The following is a 17,641-nucleotide window of genomic DNA, read 5'->3' as shown; positions in this document are numbered from 1 at the left end:
GGGGCCGCCTCAGCGCCGTTGTGGCCCGCGCCCCTTATGAGGCGCTTGTCAGTCTCGGGGATTCCTCGGCCGGGTTCACCGGGGCGCCGGCCTCCACCCGGGCTGCCAGGGCGTGAGCCCACTCGACGAGGGCCGGGGGGTTCAGACGGGCCGGGGGTGTGCCGGGCCAGGACTTCAGGGAGGCCGCGCCCCGGCGGAGCAGACGGGCGCCTCCCTTCGCGTTGCCCCGCGCCGCGTGGGTCAGGCCCACCGCCAGCTGGGCCAGGGCCCGCCACAGCGCCTCCTGCTCCGGCGGGCCGGACTTCCACGCGTCCTCGAACACCTCGTGCGCGTGGAACGGGCGCCCCGCGTCGAGCAGCGACTGTGCCTCGGCGACCGTCTCCTCAGGGGTGCGCACGACGCCCTCCGGCTGCCGGGCCACACCCGTGCTGCCGTACGGAAGCGGGCGGCCCAGACCGTCCCGCGGCCGGGCGTTGCGCGCCCTGCCCGTCTCGTCCCGGTCCCGGCCGGCGCCACGCGAAGTGCTCATACGCCGATTCTCGCCGACCCGGCCCCGAAGACGCCGAACCGGTTTCAAACCACCCGTGAGCTTGGGGTATTGTTCTGTCTGTCGCCGCCGGAAGGGGTCACCCGGAAGGCAGTGGACATCGGGACGTGGCGCAGCTTGGTAGCGCACTTGACTGGGGGTCAAGGGGTCGCAGGTTCAAATCCTGTCGTCCCGACTCGAAAGAGTCGCAGATCGAGGGCCGTTTCAGAGAAATCTGAAACGGCCCTCGATCGTTTCCGGGACCTCAGGATCAGGACCTCAGAACAAGGACCTCAGGACCAGGACTCAGGACCGGGGGGCCGACCGGACGTAGTGCTTGGTCTCCTGGAACTCCTCCAGGCCGCGGCGGCCTGCGCCTCCTTCGCGCCCGCGTCCGCGAACGTGCTCAGCGTCTTGCCCATGGCGGGATTCAGTGACTCCGTGTGCTGGTCGGAGTCCACCCACTGGCCGTTGATCCCGCGGTGACTCGAGAGGGCTGGCTCAAGAGCGCTGTGCAGGCGAGTTGTTGACGTGTGGCGTGCTCAGTGGAGGATCTTCTCCTTGGCCCGCTCGAACTCGGCGTCGTCGATGTCGCCCTTGGCGCGGATGTCCGAGAGCTTGGCGAGCTGGTCCACCGTGCTGTCGGGGCCCGCCCCGGTGCTCGCGGCCGCCCGGATGTAGTCGTCGACCGCCTCCTGCCGCGCCCGGGCGTGCTCCGCCTCGCGCTTGCCCATGCCCCGGCCCCGGGCGAGCGTGTAGACGAACACGCCGAGGAAGGGGACCACGACCACGAAGACGAGCCACGCGGTCTTGGCGATCCCGCTGAGCTCGTCGTCCCGGAAGATGTCGCCGATGACCCGGAAGAGCAGGACGATCCACAGGATCCACAGGAAGATCCACATGACCGTCCAGAACGCTCCGAGGACCGGATAGTCGTAGGCCAGAATCATGTCGTAGCTCCTTCGTCCTCGTCCCCGCCGGCCGGCAGGGGCAGCAGTTGCAGTCCGAAGGCGTCCCCGATGCCGCGCGCCGCGGTCACCACGCGGGCGCTGCCCACCACGGGCGCGACGGCCACGAGGGTGCCCCGGATCCGCTCCGGCGGCACACCGATGTCCTCGGCGGCGCCGATGTTGAGCAGGTACGAGGCGGGGGAGGCGCCCAGGGCCACCAGCGCCGCGATGCGGGTCAGCAGGTAGGTCTCGGGATCGAGACCGGACTGTTCGAACGCGCCCGCGGTCATCCGCATCAGGGTGTCGAACACGGGCCCGCCGGGCGCGTCGGGCCGCGCGTCACCGGTGTCCGGGGCGGCCTCCGCCGCGAGGTGCTCGGCCACGTCGGTTCTCCTCGTAGCTCCGATGTCGGACCGGTATCCGCCAGCTGTCCGACCGGTCGCCCCTTCACCATCGCCGCGGGCGATCCGGCGCGCCTCACCCCTCACGGGTGACCGGGCGGCCGCGGGCCGCGGCCCGCTCGATCCAGTTCCCGTACCGGTCGGCGAGGACGACGGCCGAGACGCCGTGGAGCAGGACGCTCAGCGCGACGGTGACGGCGACCACCCGGGCAAGGAGACCCACCCCCGGGACCCGCTCCTCCAGGACCAGCAGCCCGAGCACCACGGACGCCAGACCGCGCGGCCCGAACCATCCGATGTACGCCACCGTGGGCAGCCGGAGCCCGCTGCCTGCCAGCGCGAGGGCCACCGGCAGCATGCGGACCACGGTCAGGCTGAGCACGGCATAGCCGACGACCCGCCAGCTCAGGTCGTCGAGCACCGGCCCGAGGAGCACCGCGCCGAAGACGAGCAGGCTCAGCGAGGCCAGGAGTCCACCGAGCTGCTCGGCGAAGGGCGCGGTGTCGCCGAGCTCCTCGCGCGGCCCGGTGGCGTCCGCTCCGGCGGGCCGGGAGCGCCGCAGGGTGAGACCGAAGGCGAAACCGGCGATCCAGGCGGAGATGAATCCGCTGCCGTCCACCACGACCCCCAGCCCGTACGAGGCCGCCGCGACGGCCGGGACGAAGAGCGGCTCCCACTCCCGCGACACCCACCCCCGTGCCCGGGCCGCCCCCAGCAGCAGTCCACCTGCCGCGCCGGCCACCGCGCCCAGCACCGTGCTCAGGACGAGCGCCCGCCAGAAGACACCCGCCGCTCCCGCGTCGGCCGCGGACGTGCCGGGGATGCCGGCCAGGAACAGGACGAAGAAGGGCAGCACCATGCCGTCGTTGAGGCCGCTCTCCACGTTGAGCCCCTGACGGACCCGCGCCGGGACCCGGGGGCTCGTCATGGCGGTCTTGCCGAGGGCCGCGTCCGTCGGCGCGAGGACGGCTCCGACCAGCGCGAGTTCCCAGACGGACAGTCCGGGCAGCAGGGGCCAGGCCAGCAGCCAGCCCGCGCCGATGGTCAGCGGCAGCCCGATGCCGAGCAGCCGGCCCGGCAGGAATCCTCCGGACCGCAGATCCCGCGGGCGCACGGTCATGGCGTCGGTGAACAGGATCAGCGCGAGCGCGGCCTCGAGAAGGGTGAGGATCGCCCCGGCGTCGTGCTCCAGGTCGATGACGTCGAGCACGGCCGGTCCCAGGAGCACCCCGCACCCGGTGAACACCATCGCCGACGACACGGGCGTCGGGGCCAGCCTGCGCGAGACCAGCACGTACGCGGCCGTGACGCCGGCCGCCGCCACACCGATCCACGCGTCACCGCTCACCCCGGCCTCCAGCCCTCGGGCTCCCAGGACAGCAGCGCGCCCGCCGGTGAACCTCACCCGCCACGGGTGAGCGCTCCCGGCCGCCCGGGGCTCAGGCTCGAAGAGACCGAGCCGGCCGCTTCAGCGCACGGCAAAGTGAGGAAGAACCATGGCTACGACGACCCACAACCAACCGGACACGGCCCGGACGGCGGCGGGCGGACTGACCACGTTCGCCGCCGTTCTGCTGTTCATCGCCGGTGTCCTCGACCTGCTCCGGGGGATCATGGCGATCGCCGAGGACGACGTCTACGTCTCGACCCCCAACTACATCTTCCAGTTCGACCTGACCGGCTGGGGCTGGATCCAGCTGGCCCTCGGCGTGGTCGCCGTCCTCGTGAGTCTGGGGCTCTTCGCGCGTGCCACGTGGGCCCGGATCCTGGGTGTGGCGATCGCGGGGCTGCTGATCATCGCCAACTTCCTGTCGATCCCGTACTACCCGTTCTGGTCGCTGACCCTGATCGCGCTGTACGCCTTCGTCATCTGGGCCCTGTGCGTGGTGCAGCGGGAACCCTAGAGCGGCGTCGCGTCGCAGCAGACGTGTCACAGCAGACGCAGTTCCCTGGCCCGGCGCACGGCCTCACCGCGCCGGGCCGCCGCGAGCTTGCGGTAGATGTTGCGCAGGTGGGTCTTGACCGTGTTGACGGACAGGAAGAGCTCGGTGGCGATCTCCTCCGTCGACATCATCTGCGCGAGCCGTTCCAGGACCTCACGTTCGCGGTCGCTGAGGGGCTCGACGACCGGGGCGGGGCCGGGCTCCCCGGCCCCCGGCGTCTGCGCCCGCGGGATCAGGCCCGCCGGGAGCCAGGCGTGCGTGCGCGCCAGTGCGGGCAGCTGGTCGAGCAGGGCCCGCAGCCAGGGCCCCGCCTCCAGGAAGGGGCGTCTCAGGCGCTCGGGCCGTGCGACCGCCAGGGCGCGGGCGACCAGATGCCCGGCCGTGACCCCGTCCCCCCGGGCCCGGGCCACCTCGGCCCGCACCAGCAGGGTCCGTACCGTGAGGGCGGGCCCGTGACCGTTGTGGCCGGGCAGCGTGTCGACGAGGGAGCACGCCGCTTCGTCGTCGCCCGCCGCCAGCCGGGCGCGGGCCACGGCGATCGTGTGCTCCGGACCTGTCTCCCGGCATCGGGCCAGCGCGTCGACCGCCTCCCGCGGCCGCCCCCGGGCCAGGTGAGCGGCGGCCGCGGCCAGGGCCACCTGGGTGCCCACCCAGGCCGAGTGCGGCACGTCGGACGGTGTCTCCTCGGCGTCGACGAGGGCGTGCAGGGCTTCGGCCGGGTCGCCGCCGGCGAACAGCAGGCGTGAGCGCGTCACGGCCAGCCAGGAGGCGGCGATCGCGTCGTGGGCGGAGGAGGTGCGCGGGGCCGCCCGGCGCACCAGGGCGCGGGCGGAGTCGAGCTCGTCGCGTTCGATGTCGACGGCCGCCAGGACCAGGGGGCCCAGGGCGGTGCGAGCCGGTGGCGGCAGGCCGGACCCCTCCTCCTCGGCGAGGGCCCGCCGCGCGTGCGCCTCGGCGCGGCCCGGCCATCCGTCCAGGAAGTCGATCAGGGCGAGCCGGTCCAGACAGTCGTGCCGCAGGAGGGCCGTCGAGGGTCCGTCGGACGCCCGCACCGCGGTCGTCAGCGCCGACCGGGCCGAGGCGAAGCGGCCGGCCCACAGCTGAACCGAGCCCAGCGCGGTCAGCCTCAGCACCCGCAGCTCGGGATGCGCCTCCAGGCGCTCCGCGAGGACCTCCCGCCCGGCGAGTTCCTCCGCACGCCGCTCGGCGGTCTCGGCCGCGTCCGGGGAGCCGCGCAGGGCGCAGGCCAGGACCCGCAGCGTCGCACCGTTCAGATGGGCGGCCGACGCGCCCTCCGCGGCGACCGGGGGCAGCCGCCCCTCGGCACGCTCCAGGTCGGCGAGAGCCCGATGGACATCACGCCGGGACAGCGCGCGGGCGGCGCGTACCAGGTCGGCGGCCGGGCCCGGAGTGTCCGCCGGCATCGCGGCGAACAACGAGCCGAGCCGGTCCGCGTCGGGGCCCGTGAGCAGCCGGCCGATCGCCAGGTCGTCGACCACCCGGTCCGCCGCGAACGCCCAGTCCCCGGCCGCGGCCGCGTGCGGCAGCGCCTCCGTGAGCAGACCGGCGTCGCTCAGCCAGCGCGCGGCCGTGCGGTGCAGCGCGCGCTCGGATCCGGGGTGCCTGAGGGGCAGGTGCGCGCGCAGCACCTCGGCGAACAGGGGGTGCAGCCGGTACCAGGACTGGCCGATCGGCTCGACGAACGCGTTCGCGCGCCGCAGTTCCGCGAGCAGGGCAGCGGCGTCGTCCCGTCCGGTGAGGGCGTTCGCCAGGCCGGGACGGACCCGCTCGCAGACGCAGGTCCGCAACAGGAGGTCCTGGCCGGCGGGGGACTGGGCGCCCAGCACCTCGGTCAGCAGGAAGTCCGCGACGGTCCCCTGCCACGTCTCGGGCGCGTCCAGCGCGCTGACCGGGTCCTCGGCCCGTTGCGCGTCGAGGATGCCGAGGCGGAGCCCCGCGGCCCAGCCCTCGGTGCGTCCGGTCAGGGTGCGCGCGCCGTCGTCCGACAGGGGCATGCCGTGCCGGCGCGCGAGTTCGGCGGTCTCCTCGGGCAGGAACGCCAGGTCGGCGGCGCGGAGGTCCGTCATCTCGCCGGAGGCGCGGTACCGGTGCAGGGGCAGCGTCGGTTCGGTCCGGCTGAGGAGGACGAGGCGCAGGCCCTCGCCCGCGTGCCGCAGTACGGATTCCAGTCCGGCGGCTACCTCCGGTGAGGTGACCCGCTCGAACTCGTCCAGGACGAGGATCACCGGCTCGGTCCGGCGGTCCAGGTAGGCCGCGAGCCGGGACAGGACGGCGTCCTCGACCTCGCCGGGGCGGGCGGGTCCGGCGAGAGAGCCGGGAGGCGTGAGCCCGTGGTGGCTCAGGGCCGCGAGGACGTAGGTCCAGAAGTTTCCCGGGGCGTTGTCCCCCGACTCGACGGTCAGCCACACCACCGGACCCGGCAGGGCGGAGGTCCGCGCCCAGTCGGCGACCAGCAGGGTCTTGCCCGCCCCGGCCGGCCCGTTGACCAGGGTCAACCGGCCCGGACCGGCCTGGGCGCGGGTGAGGCGCTCGGTCAGGCGGGTCCTGCGGACGAACGTCCCGGGCAGGCGGGGGGTGGCGAACCGGGAGACGAGCACAGCCTCGCCACTCGGCATCAGGGCCCCGGCCGCGCCGTCGACGGCGCAGCCGCGGTATGCGTGGGACATGACACTTCCACGTTGGCAGAACTGCCGGTGGAGTCAAGTCGGGCAGTCCTCTCGGTGCGGAGCCGCCCTCGCGCGGTTCACAGGCGCAGGATGACCAGGGCCGTGTCGTCGGTGCTGCCGGTGGGCGGGAGGAGGTCGGCCAGGAGGGCGTCGGCCATCGCTTCCGGACCGGTCCGGCGGTGCCGCACGAGGGAGCGCGCGAGGCGGGCCAGCCCGGCGTCGATGTCCTCGTCACGGCGTTCGATCAGGCCGTCCGAGTAGAGGACCAGGGTGGCGCCCTCCGTGAAGGCGGTACGAGCCTGCGGCCGCGCCATGTGTTCCGGGCGCGCGCCGAGGGGCGGATCGGTCGCCCGGTCGAGGAAGGTCACCGAGCCGTCGGGGTGCAGCAGCGCCGGTGGGGGGTGTCCCGCGCTGCTGTACGTGAGGGTGTGGGACTCCCAGTCGACGTAGACCTTCACCACCGTCGTCGACTCCGCGCCGGGGACATGACGGGCGTACAGCCCGAGGGCTTCCAGGGCCTGGGCCGGACCGTCGGCGACCCGGGCGGCCGCGCTCAGCGCACTGCGCAGCTGCCCCATGGCGCAGGCCGCTTCCAGGCCGTGACCGACGACGTCGCCGACGGCGACCGCGATGCGGTCCCCGTCGAGGTCGACGAGGTCGTACCAGTCGCCGCACACGTTCAGTGCGCCGACGGCGGGCCGGTAGCGGACGGCCGCCCTGTGGTGCCCGACCGGTGTCGGCGCCGGCAGCATCGCCGCCTGGAGGGCCAGGGCGACCTCGCGTTCGCGTGCGTGGGCCCGGCGCAGACGTTCGTTGACCTCCTGCAGTTCCCGCGAGCGGGTGTAGAGCTCGGCCTCCAGCACCCGGTCCCGTCGGTCGCCGCCGCGGGCGCGGACGAGGTCGGTGATCTCCTCGACCCGGTGCACGATCAGCGTCACGTCCCCGTTCCGGTCCAGCACGGCGGCGTTGACCGGACTCCAGTAGTGCTCCACCCAGCGCCCGGGCCGTTCGGAGTCCTCGATGTCGTACCGCAGCAGGGCCATGGTCTCGCGCTCACCGGTCTCCGCGACGCGCAGCATCGACGCCTTGGTCTCGCCCATGCCGGCCGCGGCCGGATCGTTCGGGTTCTCGGGGAAGACGTCGAAGATGTAGCGGCCCAACAGCTGCTCGCGGGTCCGGCCGACCAGCCGGAGGAAGTCGTCGTTGGCATCGGCGTACAGCAGCTCCGGGGTGAGCAGCGCCACCATGCCGGGCAGGGCGTGAAAGACCGCCGCGTAGTCGATCTGCGGGTTCCTCATGTGCTGCCACCTCGGCACGGGCCGTCCATGCGTTGTGGTTCCACGATAGGAGGGGTCGCGCCGAGGCACCTGCCCAGACGTCCGGCGGGGAGGCCCGTCCGTTCGTTTCGGCGGCCATCGATCTGCCCGTACGGCTCGCTCCTGAGGCGCGCGTTCCGGGGAATCGCGCCACCATCGAAAGGAGGGCACATAGGTGCCGAAAAGGTGAGGGAAGGGAAATATCGTGAGGGTAATGCTGACCGTTCAGATGGACACCGAACGGGCGAACAAGGCGATCGCGGACAACACGCTCCCGCAGGTCATGAAGTCGGCGCTGGAGCGGCTCGCCCCCGAGTCCGCGTACTTCGGGGCCAAGGACGGCATGCGGACCGGCTTCTTCGTGTTCGACCTGAAGGAGCTGTCCGACATCCCCGTCATCTGTGAGCCGTTCTTCCAGGAGATGGGCGCGAAGGTGAACATCATTCCCGTCATGTCCCAGGAGGACCTCCAGGCCGGCCTGGCCAAGAGGGGCGGCTGAACCCGCACTCCCCGGCGTCCACGGAGTCCACCGGGCCTCACCCGACGGCGAAGCGGCCCTCATGAGCGGCGCGGCGCGCGTGCCGGAAGAGGAGGGCGCGCGGTCGCCGGGGAGCCGGGGAGGGAGCCGGTCGCCGCCGGCGGACGACTCAGGCGCGGGCCCGCGCGGCCAGCAAGCGGTGGGCGTGCACCGCCAGTTCGGTCTGGAGCCGGGTCATCGGGTCCCGGTCGAAACCACCTGTGAGGCGCTCGATCTGCTTCAGGCGGTAGCGCAGGGTGTTGTAGTGGATGTGGAGCCGCTCCGCCGCCTCCACCCCGTTGCGGTCCCGGGCCAGATACACGCCCAGACTGTGCACCAGACTCCCCTCGTGCGCCGCGTCGTACGCGATCAGCGGTCCCAGAGCCTCCTCGACCAGACGGCCCAGCTCACGCGCCGGCAACTGGTCCAGCAGCCGGTACGCGCCGAGGTCCCGGTGCTCGCACACGAACGTGCCGCCGTACAGCTCGCGGCCCAGGGTGAGCGCGGCCAGCGCCTCGCGGTAACTCATATGCAGATCCGCGAAGTCCGCCTGCACGCCGCCCGCGCCGACCCGCACCCGGGCCGCAGGCAGCGCCGTCGACACCGCGTCGAACACCGCCCGGCACACGTCCCGCAGCGCCCCGCCCGGCTCGACCAGCAGCGCCAGGCCCGACGGCACGCCCCAGCCGATGGCGCGCGGCCCGACCACGGCCCGCACGAACGGCAGCAACCGCTCCTCGGCCAGCCGCTCGGGCGGCGGCGCGGACGCCGACGCGCTCAGCTCCACCAGCACCGCGGCCCGCGGCACATCCAGCTCCCAGCCCATCGCGGTGGCCCGGCGGGCCGTCTCCGTGGGGTCCTGCGGACGCCCCGAGACCAGCTCAGTGAGCAGCAGCGCCCGGTAGCGGCGCTCCCGGTCGGCCACCGCCCGCTCCTGCGCCGCGACCATCGCGGCCAGCGTCGCCGCGTGCTCCAGCGCCGCCAACTGGCTCTCCGTGGGCGGCTGCGCGCACCACAGCGCGACCCGCCCCGCCGGAACACCGGCGCTCCGCGCCCCGATCGCCCGCTCGGCCGCCGGCGCGCTGTCCTGCGGCGGCTCGCCCGCACCCGCAAGGAGTGTCCCGTCCGGGCCGAGGACCGCCGCCGGACAGTCCGCCAACTCGGCCAGCGCCCGCGTCAGTTCCAGGTACGAGCCGTCGCGCAGCGCCGCCGTCGCCAGCCGCTCGTGCACCTCCTGGGTGCGCTCCAGGGTCAGCGCCCGCCGGTTCAGGACCGTGCCGATCACCTCGGCGAGCACGTCGTTGAACATCACGTCGCCCGGCAACTCCAGGACCGGGAAGCCGAGTTCGTCCGCCGCCCGCAGCATCGAGTCCGGCAGCCGGGGCAGGTACGGGCCGATCTTCACGCCGAGCCCCGCCAGTCCGCGCCCGGCCAGTGACGGCACGAGCGCCGTGAGGGCATCCTCGTCGTCGCGCAGCGCGTACGCCGTCGTCAGGAGCAGTTCACCGCCGCGCATCCAGCGCACGATGTCCGGCACCTCCATGATGTTCGCCACCCGGATCACGCGGTCCGCTCCCCGGCCGCCCGCCACGAGCCGGGCCCCGGCCAGGCAGGGCAGTCCGAGTGCCTCCGCGACCGTGATGCCGGACGCCGGAGGACGCTCCTGCGGCGCGGGGGCGGGTGTGAGCGGGGGTGCTGTCGCCGCGCTCACCTGGGCTTGGACGTGCACTCGGAAGGCTGGCACGCCCTCCACTATGAGCACCCCCCGAGATGCTGTAAATGCGGATCACGAGGGAAATCGGATGCTTACACGCCGGAAACGGATGGGTGGCGAAGGCCCTGTCACCGGGCGTCAACAAGGGGCCCCGGCCGCTGGTGTCCGTTGCCCATGACCCGCTCCACGGGCCGTTCCTATGGTGACCGCCATGCCTGACTCCCTCCCGCCACGCGGCGTCCCCGGAGCCGTGACCGTCGTGGCGATCGGCGGCAACGCCCTGCTGCGCGGCGGGCCCCGCGCGACCATCGCCGAGCAGTTCGACGCGGCCAGGACCCTGGCCGGGCCGCTCGCCGAACTGGCCGCCGACGGGCGGCGCCTGGTCGTCACGCACGGCAACGGCCCGCAGGTCGGCTTCATCCAGCGCCGCTCCGACCTGGCCGCCGCCCTCGCGCCCGAACTCCCGCGCCTCGACCTGGACATGTGCGTCGCCGACTCCCAGGGCTCCCTCGGCTACATCCTCGCCACCACGCTCGGCGGCCGGCTCCGCGCCCGCGGCCTCGGCGACCGCGTCGCCGCGCTGCTCACCCACACCGTCGTCGACCCCGCCGACCCCGCCTTCGCGCACCCCACCAAACCCATCGGCTCCTTCCACACCGAACAGGAGGCGCGGGAACTCGCCGCCCGGCACGGCTGGAGCGTCGCCGAGGACGCGGGGCGCGGCTGGCGCCGCGTCGTGCCCTCGCCCGCGCCCCGCCGTGTCGTCGAGGAGGCCGCGCTCGCCGCGCTGCTCGACCGCGACCAGGTCGTGATCGCGGGCGGCGGCGGAGGCATCCCCGTCGTCGAGGAGCCGGACGGCGGCTACCGCGGCCTCGAGGCCGTCATCGACAAGGACGCCACCTCGGCCCTGCTCGCGGCCCGCCTCGGCGCCGAACTCCTCGTCATCACCACCGGCGTCGACCGCGTCGCCCTCGACCACGGCCTGCCCACCGAACGCCCCGTCGACCGCCTGACCACGGCCGAGGCCCGACTCCACCTGGAGCAGGGCCAGTTCCCGCCCGGCAGCATGGGCCCCAAGATCGAGGCGGCCCTCGGCTTTCTGCGGGCGTCCGGCCCCGCGGCCCGCGTCCTGATCACGTCACCGGTGGCGCTGCCGGCGGCGCTGGCCGGAGCCGGCGGCACCTGGATCCGTCCCGGTCCCGCCGCTCCGGCCACGGGCGGCCCCGCCGCACCGCCACCGTCCCCCGACACCGTGCCCGTACGCGTCACCGACCCCGTACCGACCGTCGCTCAGGGAGATCCTCGATGACCCGTCAGCTCGCCGCACCCGAAGGCCGGCACCACCTGCGCACCACGCCCGAGAACGCCCGCTGGGGGACGCTGCCCACGCCCGGCGACCGGGCCGTCCTGACCGTCCGGGACGGGGACACCGTCACCGTCGACTCCGTGTCCCACGAGGGGATCCTGGAGGACCAGGGGCGCGACCCGGTCGGCTTCTTCGGGGCCTACGGGGTGCCCGAGCACGCCGTGCCCGCCGACGCCCGGGACATCGCCGCCTCCGGCATGCCCCGCGACGCGGAGGAGCACGGCCCGCACGTCGTCACCGGGCCCATCGCCGTCACCGGCGCCGCCCCCGGCGACCTCCTCAAGGTCGAGGTCCTCTCCCTGCACCGGCGCACCGACTACGGCATCGTCTCCAGCCGCCACGGCCGCGGCGCCCTGCCCGCCGCCCACCCGGACCCCGCCCACCCGTGCACCGGCGTCACCCGCCGCATGCCCTGCGGCACCGTGTCCACGTACACGACCGTCGAAGTCGACGGCGACGGACGGGAGTTCGGGCTGCTGCCCTACGGCGACCAGGGGCGGCGCGCGCGGTTCCCGCTGCGGCCGTTCATGGGGATCATGGGCGTCACCCCGGCGCACGACACGCCGCTGAGCACCGTGCCCCCGGGCCGACACGGCGGCAACCTCGACGTGAAGGTGCTCGACACCGGCAGCGCCCTCTACCTGCCCGTCCAGGTGGACGGCGCCGGATTCACCACCGGCGACCCGCACTTCGCGCAGGGCAACGGCGAGGTCGCGCTCACCGCGTTCGAGGCGCCGCTGCGCGCCACGTTCCGGCTCAGCGTCCTCAGCGGGTCCGCCGCCCGCCGGGCCGTCGGCCTGATCGACAGCCCGTTCGGCGAGACCGACACCCACTGGGTCGCCATCGGCCTGAACGAGGACCTGAACCAGGCGATGCGGGACAGCGTCCAGGTCGCCCTGCGCTTCCTCACCACCCGCGTCGGCATGGACCCCGCGAGCGCCTACGCGTACCTGAGCGCGGCCGCCGACCTGGAGATCTCGCAGGTCGTCGACCAGGTGCAGGGCGTCCACTGCCTGATCCGCAAGTCCGACTTCGGGGACCTCCCGAGCGTCGTCGACGAGCCCGCCGAGGCTCTGGAGGTGCGCGCGTGAACCGTCTGCTGCTGCGCCGGGCCCGCGTCGAGGACGCGGCCGGCCTCTCCGACATTCTCGTCACCGACGGACGCATCGACTCCGTGGAGCCGTCGGGACCGGCCGAACTCCCGGAACCCGTCCAGGAATCCGTACCGGAGGGCACGCACGTCGTCGACTGCGCCGGACGCGTCGTCCTGCCCGGACTCGTCGAGGCGCACATCCACCCCGACAAGGCCTACCTCGACGGTCGGCGCGCCCCGCGCGGACCCGCCCTCGCCGACGCCATCGCCGTCACCCTCGAACTCAAGCGGGAGTTCACCCACGAGGACGTCACGGCCCGCTCCCGGCGCGCCGTCGAGGCCGCGATCCAGTCCGGCACCACCACCCTGCGCGCTCACCCCGACGTCGACCACGTGCAGGGCCTCCTCGGCGTCGAGGTGCTGCTCCAACTGCGCGACGAGTACCGGGAGTTCATCGACATCCAGATCGTGGCCTTCCCCCAGGAGGGCATCTGGCGCTCGCCCGGCACCGAACAGCTCCTGCGCCGGGCCCTCGCCGCCGGCGCGGACGTGATCGGAGGCTGCGCCTACCAGGAGGACTCCGTCGAGCTCTGCCGCCGCCACGTCGACCTCGTGCTCGACCTCGCGGCCGAACACGGCGTCCCCGCCGACCTGCACGCCGACTTCGCCGACGACGCGAGCGACACCCGCTACGCCATGGCCGAGTACGTCGCCGAGGCCACCCGCGCCCGCGACCTCGGCGGCCGCGTCGCCCTCGGCCACATGACCTCGCTCGCCGCGCGCCCCGAAGCCGAGCGGGCCAAGGTCCTGGGCGCGCTCGCCGACGCCGGAGTCGCCGTCGTCCCGCTGCCGGCCACCGACCTCCACCTTGGCGGCCGCACCGACCGCCATCCCGTGCGCCGCGGCATCGCCCCCGTACGCGAACTGTGGGACGCCGGGGTCGTCACCGCCACCGCCTCCAACAACCTCCGCAACGCGTTCACCCCGTACGGCACCGGCGACCTGCTCGACATCGCGCTGCTGCTCGCCCAGACCGGGCATCTGCACGGACCCGCCGACCTGCGCCGGGTCCTGCGCATGGTGACCCACGACGCCGCCCGCGTCGTCGGGATCGCCGACACCTACGGCGTGCGCGCAGGCGCCGCCGCCGATCTCGTCGTGCTCGACACCACCCGCTACGACGACATCGTCCTCGACCGTCCCGACCGGGCCTACGTGATCAAGGCTGGCCGCGTCGTGGCGCGCACCACCCGAACCCGCACGCTGATCGACCCGCCCACCGCACCGCCCGGCCCTCCGGGGCCCTGAACCCAGCGAAGTGGAGCCCGTCATGCGTGAACGCATACCGCACGAGATCGTCGCGTCGATCCTGGCCGCCACCACCGCCTTCGTCGGCGGCACCGCACTGCACCTGCCGCCCTGGGCGATCTTCGTCCCCTGGGCGGCGATGTTCCTGATGGGCGGCCCCAGCATGGAGGGGGCGAAGAAGATCTGGCCCGCGATGGTGGCCGGATCGAGCTTCGCCCTCGTCATCGTGCTCGTCGAACAGCGCGCCGGGACGGCTCTCGGGGAGGGCCAGTTCGCCCGCAACCTGATGCAGGCGCTGGTGATCCTCGTCGTGAACTCGGCCCTCATGTACACGGGCCGGACGAAGCTCTTCACGCTCATCCCCGGCATGTTCTTCGGCTTCGCCTGCTACTTCGCCACGTTCTTCGGCGGCTTCGGCTACGACCCGGGCAACCCGTGGGCGGCCTGGGTGTGCGTCGTCGCCATGAACGCGCTGGGCCCCGTCTACGCCTACCTGTCGATGAAGCTGACCTTCCCGGTGGCGCAGATGCCGGACCTGCCCGCGGCCGCCGGCCGCACCGAGGGCCCGGGCGAGACAGAGAAAGCAGAGAAGGCCGCCACGGACGCCCGGCAGGCCGCCGTCCGGCCCGAGGCTCCCTGATCCGCTCCCGGTGCGATGGCCAGGAGGCCCTGGGCGCGGGGCGGCGCCCAGGACACTCCGGCCGTCCACCGCGGCGGACGGCCCCGCACGCGCCGCCGCCCCGGTGACGTCCTCACCGCCGGTTCACACCCCCGGCCCCGGCTCGTGCTCCGGTTCCGGGAACGCCCGCAGCGCTCCCGTGAAGCACTCCATCGGGGCGTGTGTGAGGCCCGCGCCGATCTGGCCGATGCCCGGCTCCCGGTGCGCGATCCCGGTGGTGATCACCGGTTCGATGCCGGTGTCCACGACAGCCCGTACGTCGATCCCGAGCGGGCTGCCCTCGAAGTCGAGCCCCGGCAGCCGCAGTTCACGATGGCGGCCCACCGTGATCCGGCCCATCCGCACACTCGTCGCCCGGGCCCCGCGCGGCGTCCCGCCGACGAAGCCGACGATGGCCGGCGCCGCCGCGAGCGCGAACCCGCCGAGCCCGTACACCTCCGTCACCGCGCTGTCCCCGATGTCCGGGTTGGCGTCCGAGGGCCCGTAGCCCGCGAAGTAGAGGCCCTCGACGACCGCCGCCGGCGCCGTGTGCCAGGCGGAGCCGCCGCCGCTCACCCGGATCCCGACCTCCACACCGTTGCGCGCGAACGCGGTCACCAGCGTCGAGTGCGGCACCCCGTGACCGGCGAGCGTCGCCGTCTTGGCCGCCGCCATCGAGAAGTTGAGGAACCAGTACGTGTTGTCCTGGAGGAAGTCGAGCGCCTCCACGCCGCCGAGGTCCGCCTGCCGGGCCAGTGCCGGGGCCATGGCCCGCAGCAGCAGCGCGCTGGCCGCCGTGTTCCGGCTGTGGCACTCGTCGCCCATCTGCAGCGCCTGCGCGGTCAGGGAGCGCAGGTCCACCGGCTCGGGCAGCGACCGCAGCGCCGCCTTCAGGCTCGGCGCGAGCCGCTCGCCCATCCAGCGCAGCCGCGCCAGCACGTCGTCGCCGAGCGCCCCGTAACGCAGACAGCGCCCCGCTCCCTCGTTCAGATTGCTGTACGCGCGCCGCCCCGTGCCCGCGTCCTCCACGACGAGCAGCGGCATCGACGGCGAGATGATCCCCGCCATCGGCCCGACCGCGTCGTGGTCGTGGCAGGGCGCGAACGCGATGTCCCCGGACGCGGCGAGCCGCTCCGCCGCCTCCGGCGTGTCCGCCCAGCCCTCCAGGAGGGCCGCGCCCACCACCGCGGCGCGCATCGGACCGCACATCCGCTCCCACGCGATCGGCGGCCCCGCGTGCAGCAGCACCCGCTCCGCGCCGGCGAACACGGGCAGCGCCTCACGCGCCGTCACCACGTCCGTCCACAGCGGCCGTACGTCCAGGACGCGGCGCAGGGCCTCCTCGTTGGCGGCGTCGACCAGGGGGTGCGCGGTCAGCCGGGCGAGCTTCGCGCCCAGCGCGGGGTCCGCCCCGGCGGGCGGGCGCCAGTCGACCGGTGTGACGCGGGCGCCCGCCGCGCGGGGCGCCGCACCGAAGGAGTCGAGCCCCACGGTCACGACGTGCGGGTCCGCTCCGAGCAGTGACGCGGTCATCGGGTACTCCTGTCGGACGGCGTGCCGCACGGCACGGGGGCGAACGCGGCGGCGACGGCGTCGGCCACCGTCGTACTGCTGTCGAGGACGGTGACGCCCGCGTCCCGCAGGGCCCGCACCTGCCCGTCGAGGCCCTGAGGATCGTCCGGCGTGCCGACGACGAAGGCCACGACGTGCGGCAACCGCGCACCGGGGACCGCACGTTCCTGAGCGACGATGCCGGCCACGGCGCCCGCCGGATCCGCGTCGGCTCCGTACCCGAGGACGACGTCCACGACCACCACGGCCGTCGCCGGGTCGCGCAGCGCGGCGGCCAGCCACGGGGCGCGCACCGCGGGGTCGATCATCGGGTGCGGGCGCCCGGCCGTGAACAGGTCGTCGCCGAGGTCGAGGACGACGTGGGAGCCGGGCAGCCGGGGCGTCTCGCCCGGCGCGGGCGGCTGTGCGTCCGTGTCCGCCTTGACCCCGGCGGCCTCCAGGCGCAGCCGCGCCTCGTACGCGAACGTGCCGCCCGCGTACAGAGCCCGCAACAGGCGCCGTTCCCCGGCAGGGGCGGCGAGCGGGGCCGCTGCGGGCGCCGGTCCCTCGAGTCCGGCGGCGGCCCGGGCCGCGTCGCGCAGGGTGCCCGCCACGCGGACGCCCGCCGGCGCGTCGGGCGCCCCGCCCAGGAACGCGGCGACGACGGGCTTACCGATGGCGGCGGCGTGCGCGAGGACCTCGCGGGCCACGCCGGGCGCGGGCGGCTTGGAGACCAGGACGATCGTCTCCGTCGCCGGATCGGCGGCGAGCACGTCGAGCGCGTCGCGCATGCACGCCCCGCCGACCTCCTCCGACAGGTCCCGCCCGCCGACGCCGATGATCTGGCTGACGCCGGTGCCGTACGCCTGGAGCAGCGTCGACACCTGCTGAAGTCCCGTGCCGGACGCGCCGATCAGACCGACCGGGCCGCGCCGCACCGCGTTCGCGAAGCCGAGCGGGATCCCGTCGAGCACGGCGGTGCCGCAGTCGGGTCCCATCATCAGCAGCCCTCGCGCGTGGGCCTCGCGCTTGAGGGCGACCTCGTCGGCGACGGGCACGTTGTCGCTGAACACGAAGGCGTGCATGCCCAGGCGCAGCGCCTTGAGCGCCTCGGCCGCCGCGTACGCGCCGGGCGTCGATATCACCGCCAGGCGCGGGGCGTCCGGCACCGTGGCGAGCGAGCGGGGCGGCTCGTCCTCGTCGTCAAAGGCACCCGCGCCGCCCGTGCCGTTCGCGTCGTCGGGGCGGCCCTGAGCCAGCAGTCGGTCGGCCTCCTCCACGGCCCGGGGCACCGCGTCGGGCGGGCAGCGCAGCGCGATCAGCAGGTCGTTGGGGCGCGCCGCGGCGCCCTCGGCGGCCAGCAGACCGGCCGCCTCCACCTGCTGCCGGTTGGCGGGCGTGGCCATCACCAGACCGGCCGCCGCGATCCCGGGCAGCGCGGTCAGCGCGCTCGCGATGCGCATCAGCGCGACGGAGCCGACGTAGGTGTCGGCGCGGACGAGATTGTGGACGAGACGGTGGACCTCCGGCGCGGGCGCCGGGGCTTCGGGAGGTGTCATCTGTGCGGGTTCGACCATGCTGCCGACCGTAGGCCGGGACCCCCGGGGGCTG

15 protein-coding genes and 1 tRNA gene are annotated in these 17,641 nt (G+C 74.3%); 7 read left to right on the top strand and 9 right to left on the bottom strand.

Going from position 1 to position 17,641, the window contains the following annotated elements:
- Positions 1–34: 34 nt before the first annotated feature.
- Positions 35–529, bottom strand: a complete 495-nt coding sequence (locus ACIBTU_RS18300; protein WP_399127262.1) for a DUF309 domain-containing protein — start codon at positions 527–529, stop codon at positions 35–37.
- 119 nt (positions 530–648) lie between these two features.
- On the opposite strand from ACIBTU_RS18300, the gene ACIBTU_RS18295 reads away from it, so the two are divergent.
- Positions 649–722 (top strand) — tRNA-Pro (locus tag ACIBTU_RS18295).
- A gap of 346 nt (positions 723–1,068) precedes the next feature.
- Here ACIBTU_RS18295 and ACIBTU_RS18290 read toward each other — a convergent pair.
- The 3 genes from ACIBTU_RS18290 to ACIBTU_RS18280 form a co-directional block, all read right to left on the bottom strand.
- On the bottom strand, positions 1,069–1,476 hold the full coding sequence (locus tag ACIBTU_RS18290) for an SHOCT domain-containing protein (RefSeq protein ID WP_399127261.1): 408 nt from the start codon (positions 1,474–1,476) through the stop codon (positions 1,069–1,071).
- Positions 1,473–1,859: a carboxymuconolactone decarboxylase family protein gene (locus ACIBTU_RS18285; RefSeq protein ID WP_399127260.1), complete on the bottom strand. Its 387-nt coding sequence runs from the start codon at positions 1,857–1,859 to the stop codon at positions 1,473–1,475. Before ACIBTU_RS18285 ends, ACIBTU_RS18290 begins: the two co-directional genes overlap by 4 nt.
- A 94-nt stretch (positions 1,860–1,953) precedes the next feature.
- Positions 1,954–3,225: a cation:proton antiporter gene (locus ACIBTU_RS18280; protein WP_399127259.1), complete on the bottom strand. Its 1,272-nt coding sequence runs from the start codon at positions 3,223–3,225 to the stop codon at positions 1,954–1,956.
- A 148-nt stretch (positions 3,226–3,373) separates the two neighbouring features.
- Between ACIBTU_RS18280 and ACIBTU_RS18275 the strand changes: the two genes are divergently transcribed.
- Positions 3,374–3,781, top strand: a complete 408-nt coding sequence (locus tag ACIBTU_RS18275; protein ID WP_399127258.1) for a hypothetical protein — start codon at positions 3,374–3,376, stop codon at positions 3,779–3,781.
- 26 nt (positions 3,782–3,807) lie between these two features.
- On the opposite strand, the gene ACIBTU_RS18270 is transcribed toward ACIBTU_RS18275, so the two are convergent.
- Together ACIBTU_RS18270 and ACIBTU_RS18265 are read right to left on the bottom strand one after the other, a co-directional pair.
- Complete coding sequence (locus ACIBTU_RS18270) at positions 3,808–6,507, bottom strand: LuxR C-terminal-related transcriptional regulator (protein WP_399127257.1); 2,700 nt, start codon at positions 6,505–6,507, stop codon at positions 3,808–3,810.
- A gap of 77 nt (positions 6,508–6,584) precedes the next feature.
- Positions 6,585–7,805 (bottom strand): PP2C family protein-serine/threonine phosphatase, encoded by a 1,221-nt coding sequence (locus ACIBTU_RS18265; RefSeq protein ID WP_399127256.1) that lies wholly within the window; start codon positions 7,803–7,805, stop codon positions 6,585–6,587.
- Positions 7,806–8,037: 232 nt separating this feature from the next.
- On the opposite strand from ACIBTU_RS18265, the gene ACIBTU_RS18260 reads away from it, so the two are divergent.
- Entirely contained in the window at positions 8,038–8,322 is a 285-nt protein-coding gene (locus ACIBTU_RS18260; protein WP_399127255.1) for a hypothetical protein, read from the top strand.
- Positions 8,323–8,470: 148 nt separating this feature from the next.
- Here ACIBTU_RS18260 and ACIBTU_RS18255 read toward each other — a convergent pair whose 3' ends face one another.
- Positions 8,471–10,084: a PucR family transcriptional regulator gene (locus ACIBTU_RS18255; RefSeq protein ID WP_399127254.1), complete on the bottom strand. Its 1,614-nt coding sequence runs from the start codon at positions 10,082–10,084 to the stop codon at positions 8,471–8,473.
- A gap of 181 nt (positions 10,085–10,265) precedes the next feature.
- Between ACIBTU_RS18255 and ACIBTU_RS18250 the strand changes: the two genes are divergently transcribed.
- Genes ACIBTU_RS18250 through ACIBTU_RS18235 form a run of 4 tightly spaced genes read left to right on the top strand, consistent with a single transcriptional unit; the run spans position 10,266 to position 14,461 of the window.
- Positions 10,266–11,363: a carbamate kinase gene (locus tag ACIBTU_RS18250; protein WP_399127253.1), complete on the top strand. Its 1,098-nt coding sequence runs from the start codon at positions 10,266–10,268 to the stop codon at positions 11,361–11,363.
- Complete coding sequence (locus ACIBTU_RS18245; RefSeq protein WP_399127252.1) at positions 11,360–12,511, top strand: acetamidase/formamidase family protein; 1,152 nt, start codon at positions 11,360–11,362, stop codon at positions 12,509–12,511. Before ACIBTU_RS18250 ends, ACIBTU_RS18245 begins: the two co-directional genes overlap by 4 nt.
- The gene (locus ACIBTU_RS18240; RefSeq protein WP_399127251.1) at positions 12,508–13,821 is read left to right on the top strand and encodes an amidohydrolase family protein; all 1,314 of its coding nucleotides are present in this window, start codon (positions 12,508–12,510) and stop codon (positions 13,819–13,821) included. Before ACIBTU_RS18245 ends, ACIBTU_RS18240 begins: the two co-directional genes overlap by 4 nt.
- A 22-nt stretch (positions 13,822–13,843) precedes the next feature.
- On the top strand, positions 13,844–14,461 hold the full coding sequence (locus ACIBTU_RS18235) for a DUF1097 domain-containing protein (protein WP_399127250.1): 618 nt from the start codon (positions 13,844–13,846) through the stop codon (positions 14,459–14,461).
- A gap of 123 nt (positions 14,462–14,584) precedes the next feature.
- On the opposite strand, the gene ACIBTU_RS18230 is transcribed toward ACIBTU_RS18235, so the two are convergent.
- Both ACIBTU_RS18230 and ACIBTU_RS18225 read right to left on the bottom strand, forming a co-directional pair.
- On the bottom strand, positions 14,585–16,012 hold the full coding sequence (locus ACIBTU_RS18230; RefSeq protein WP_399127249.1) for a DUF1116 domain-containing protein: 1,428 nt from the start codon (positions 16,010–16,012) through the stop codon (positions 14,585–14,587).
- Positions 16,009–17,607 (bottom strand): transcriptional regulator, encoded by a 1,599-nt coding sequence (locus ACIBTU_RS18225; RefSeq protein WP_399127248.1) that lies wholly within the window; start codon positions 17,605–17,607, stop codon positions 16,009–16,011. Before ACIBTU_RS18225 ends, ACIBTU_RS18230 begins: the two co-directional genes overlap by 4 nt.
- Positions 17,608–17,641: the final 34 nt, after the last annotated feature.

It is taken from the genome of Streptomyces sp. NPDC050145 (genome assembly GCF_044460245.1).
Lineage (GTDB): Bacteria > Actinomycetota > Actinomycetes > Streptomycetales > Streptomycetaceae > Streptomyces.
This window is presented reverse-complemented; position numbering and strand designations above follow the sequence as displayed.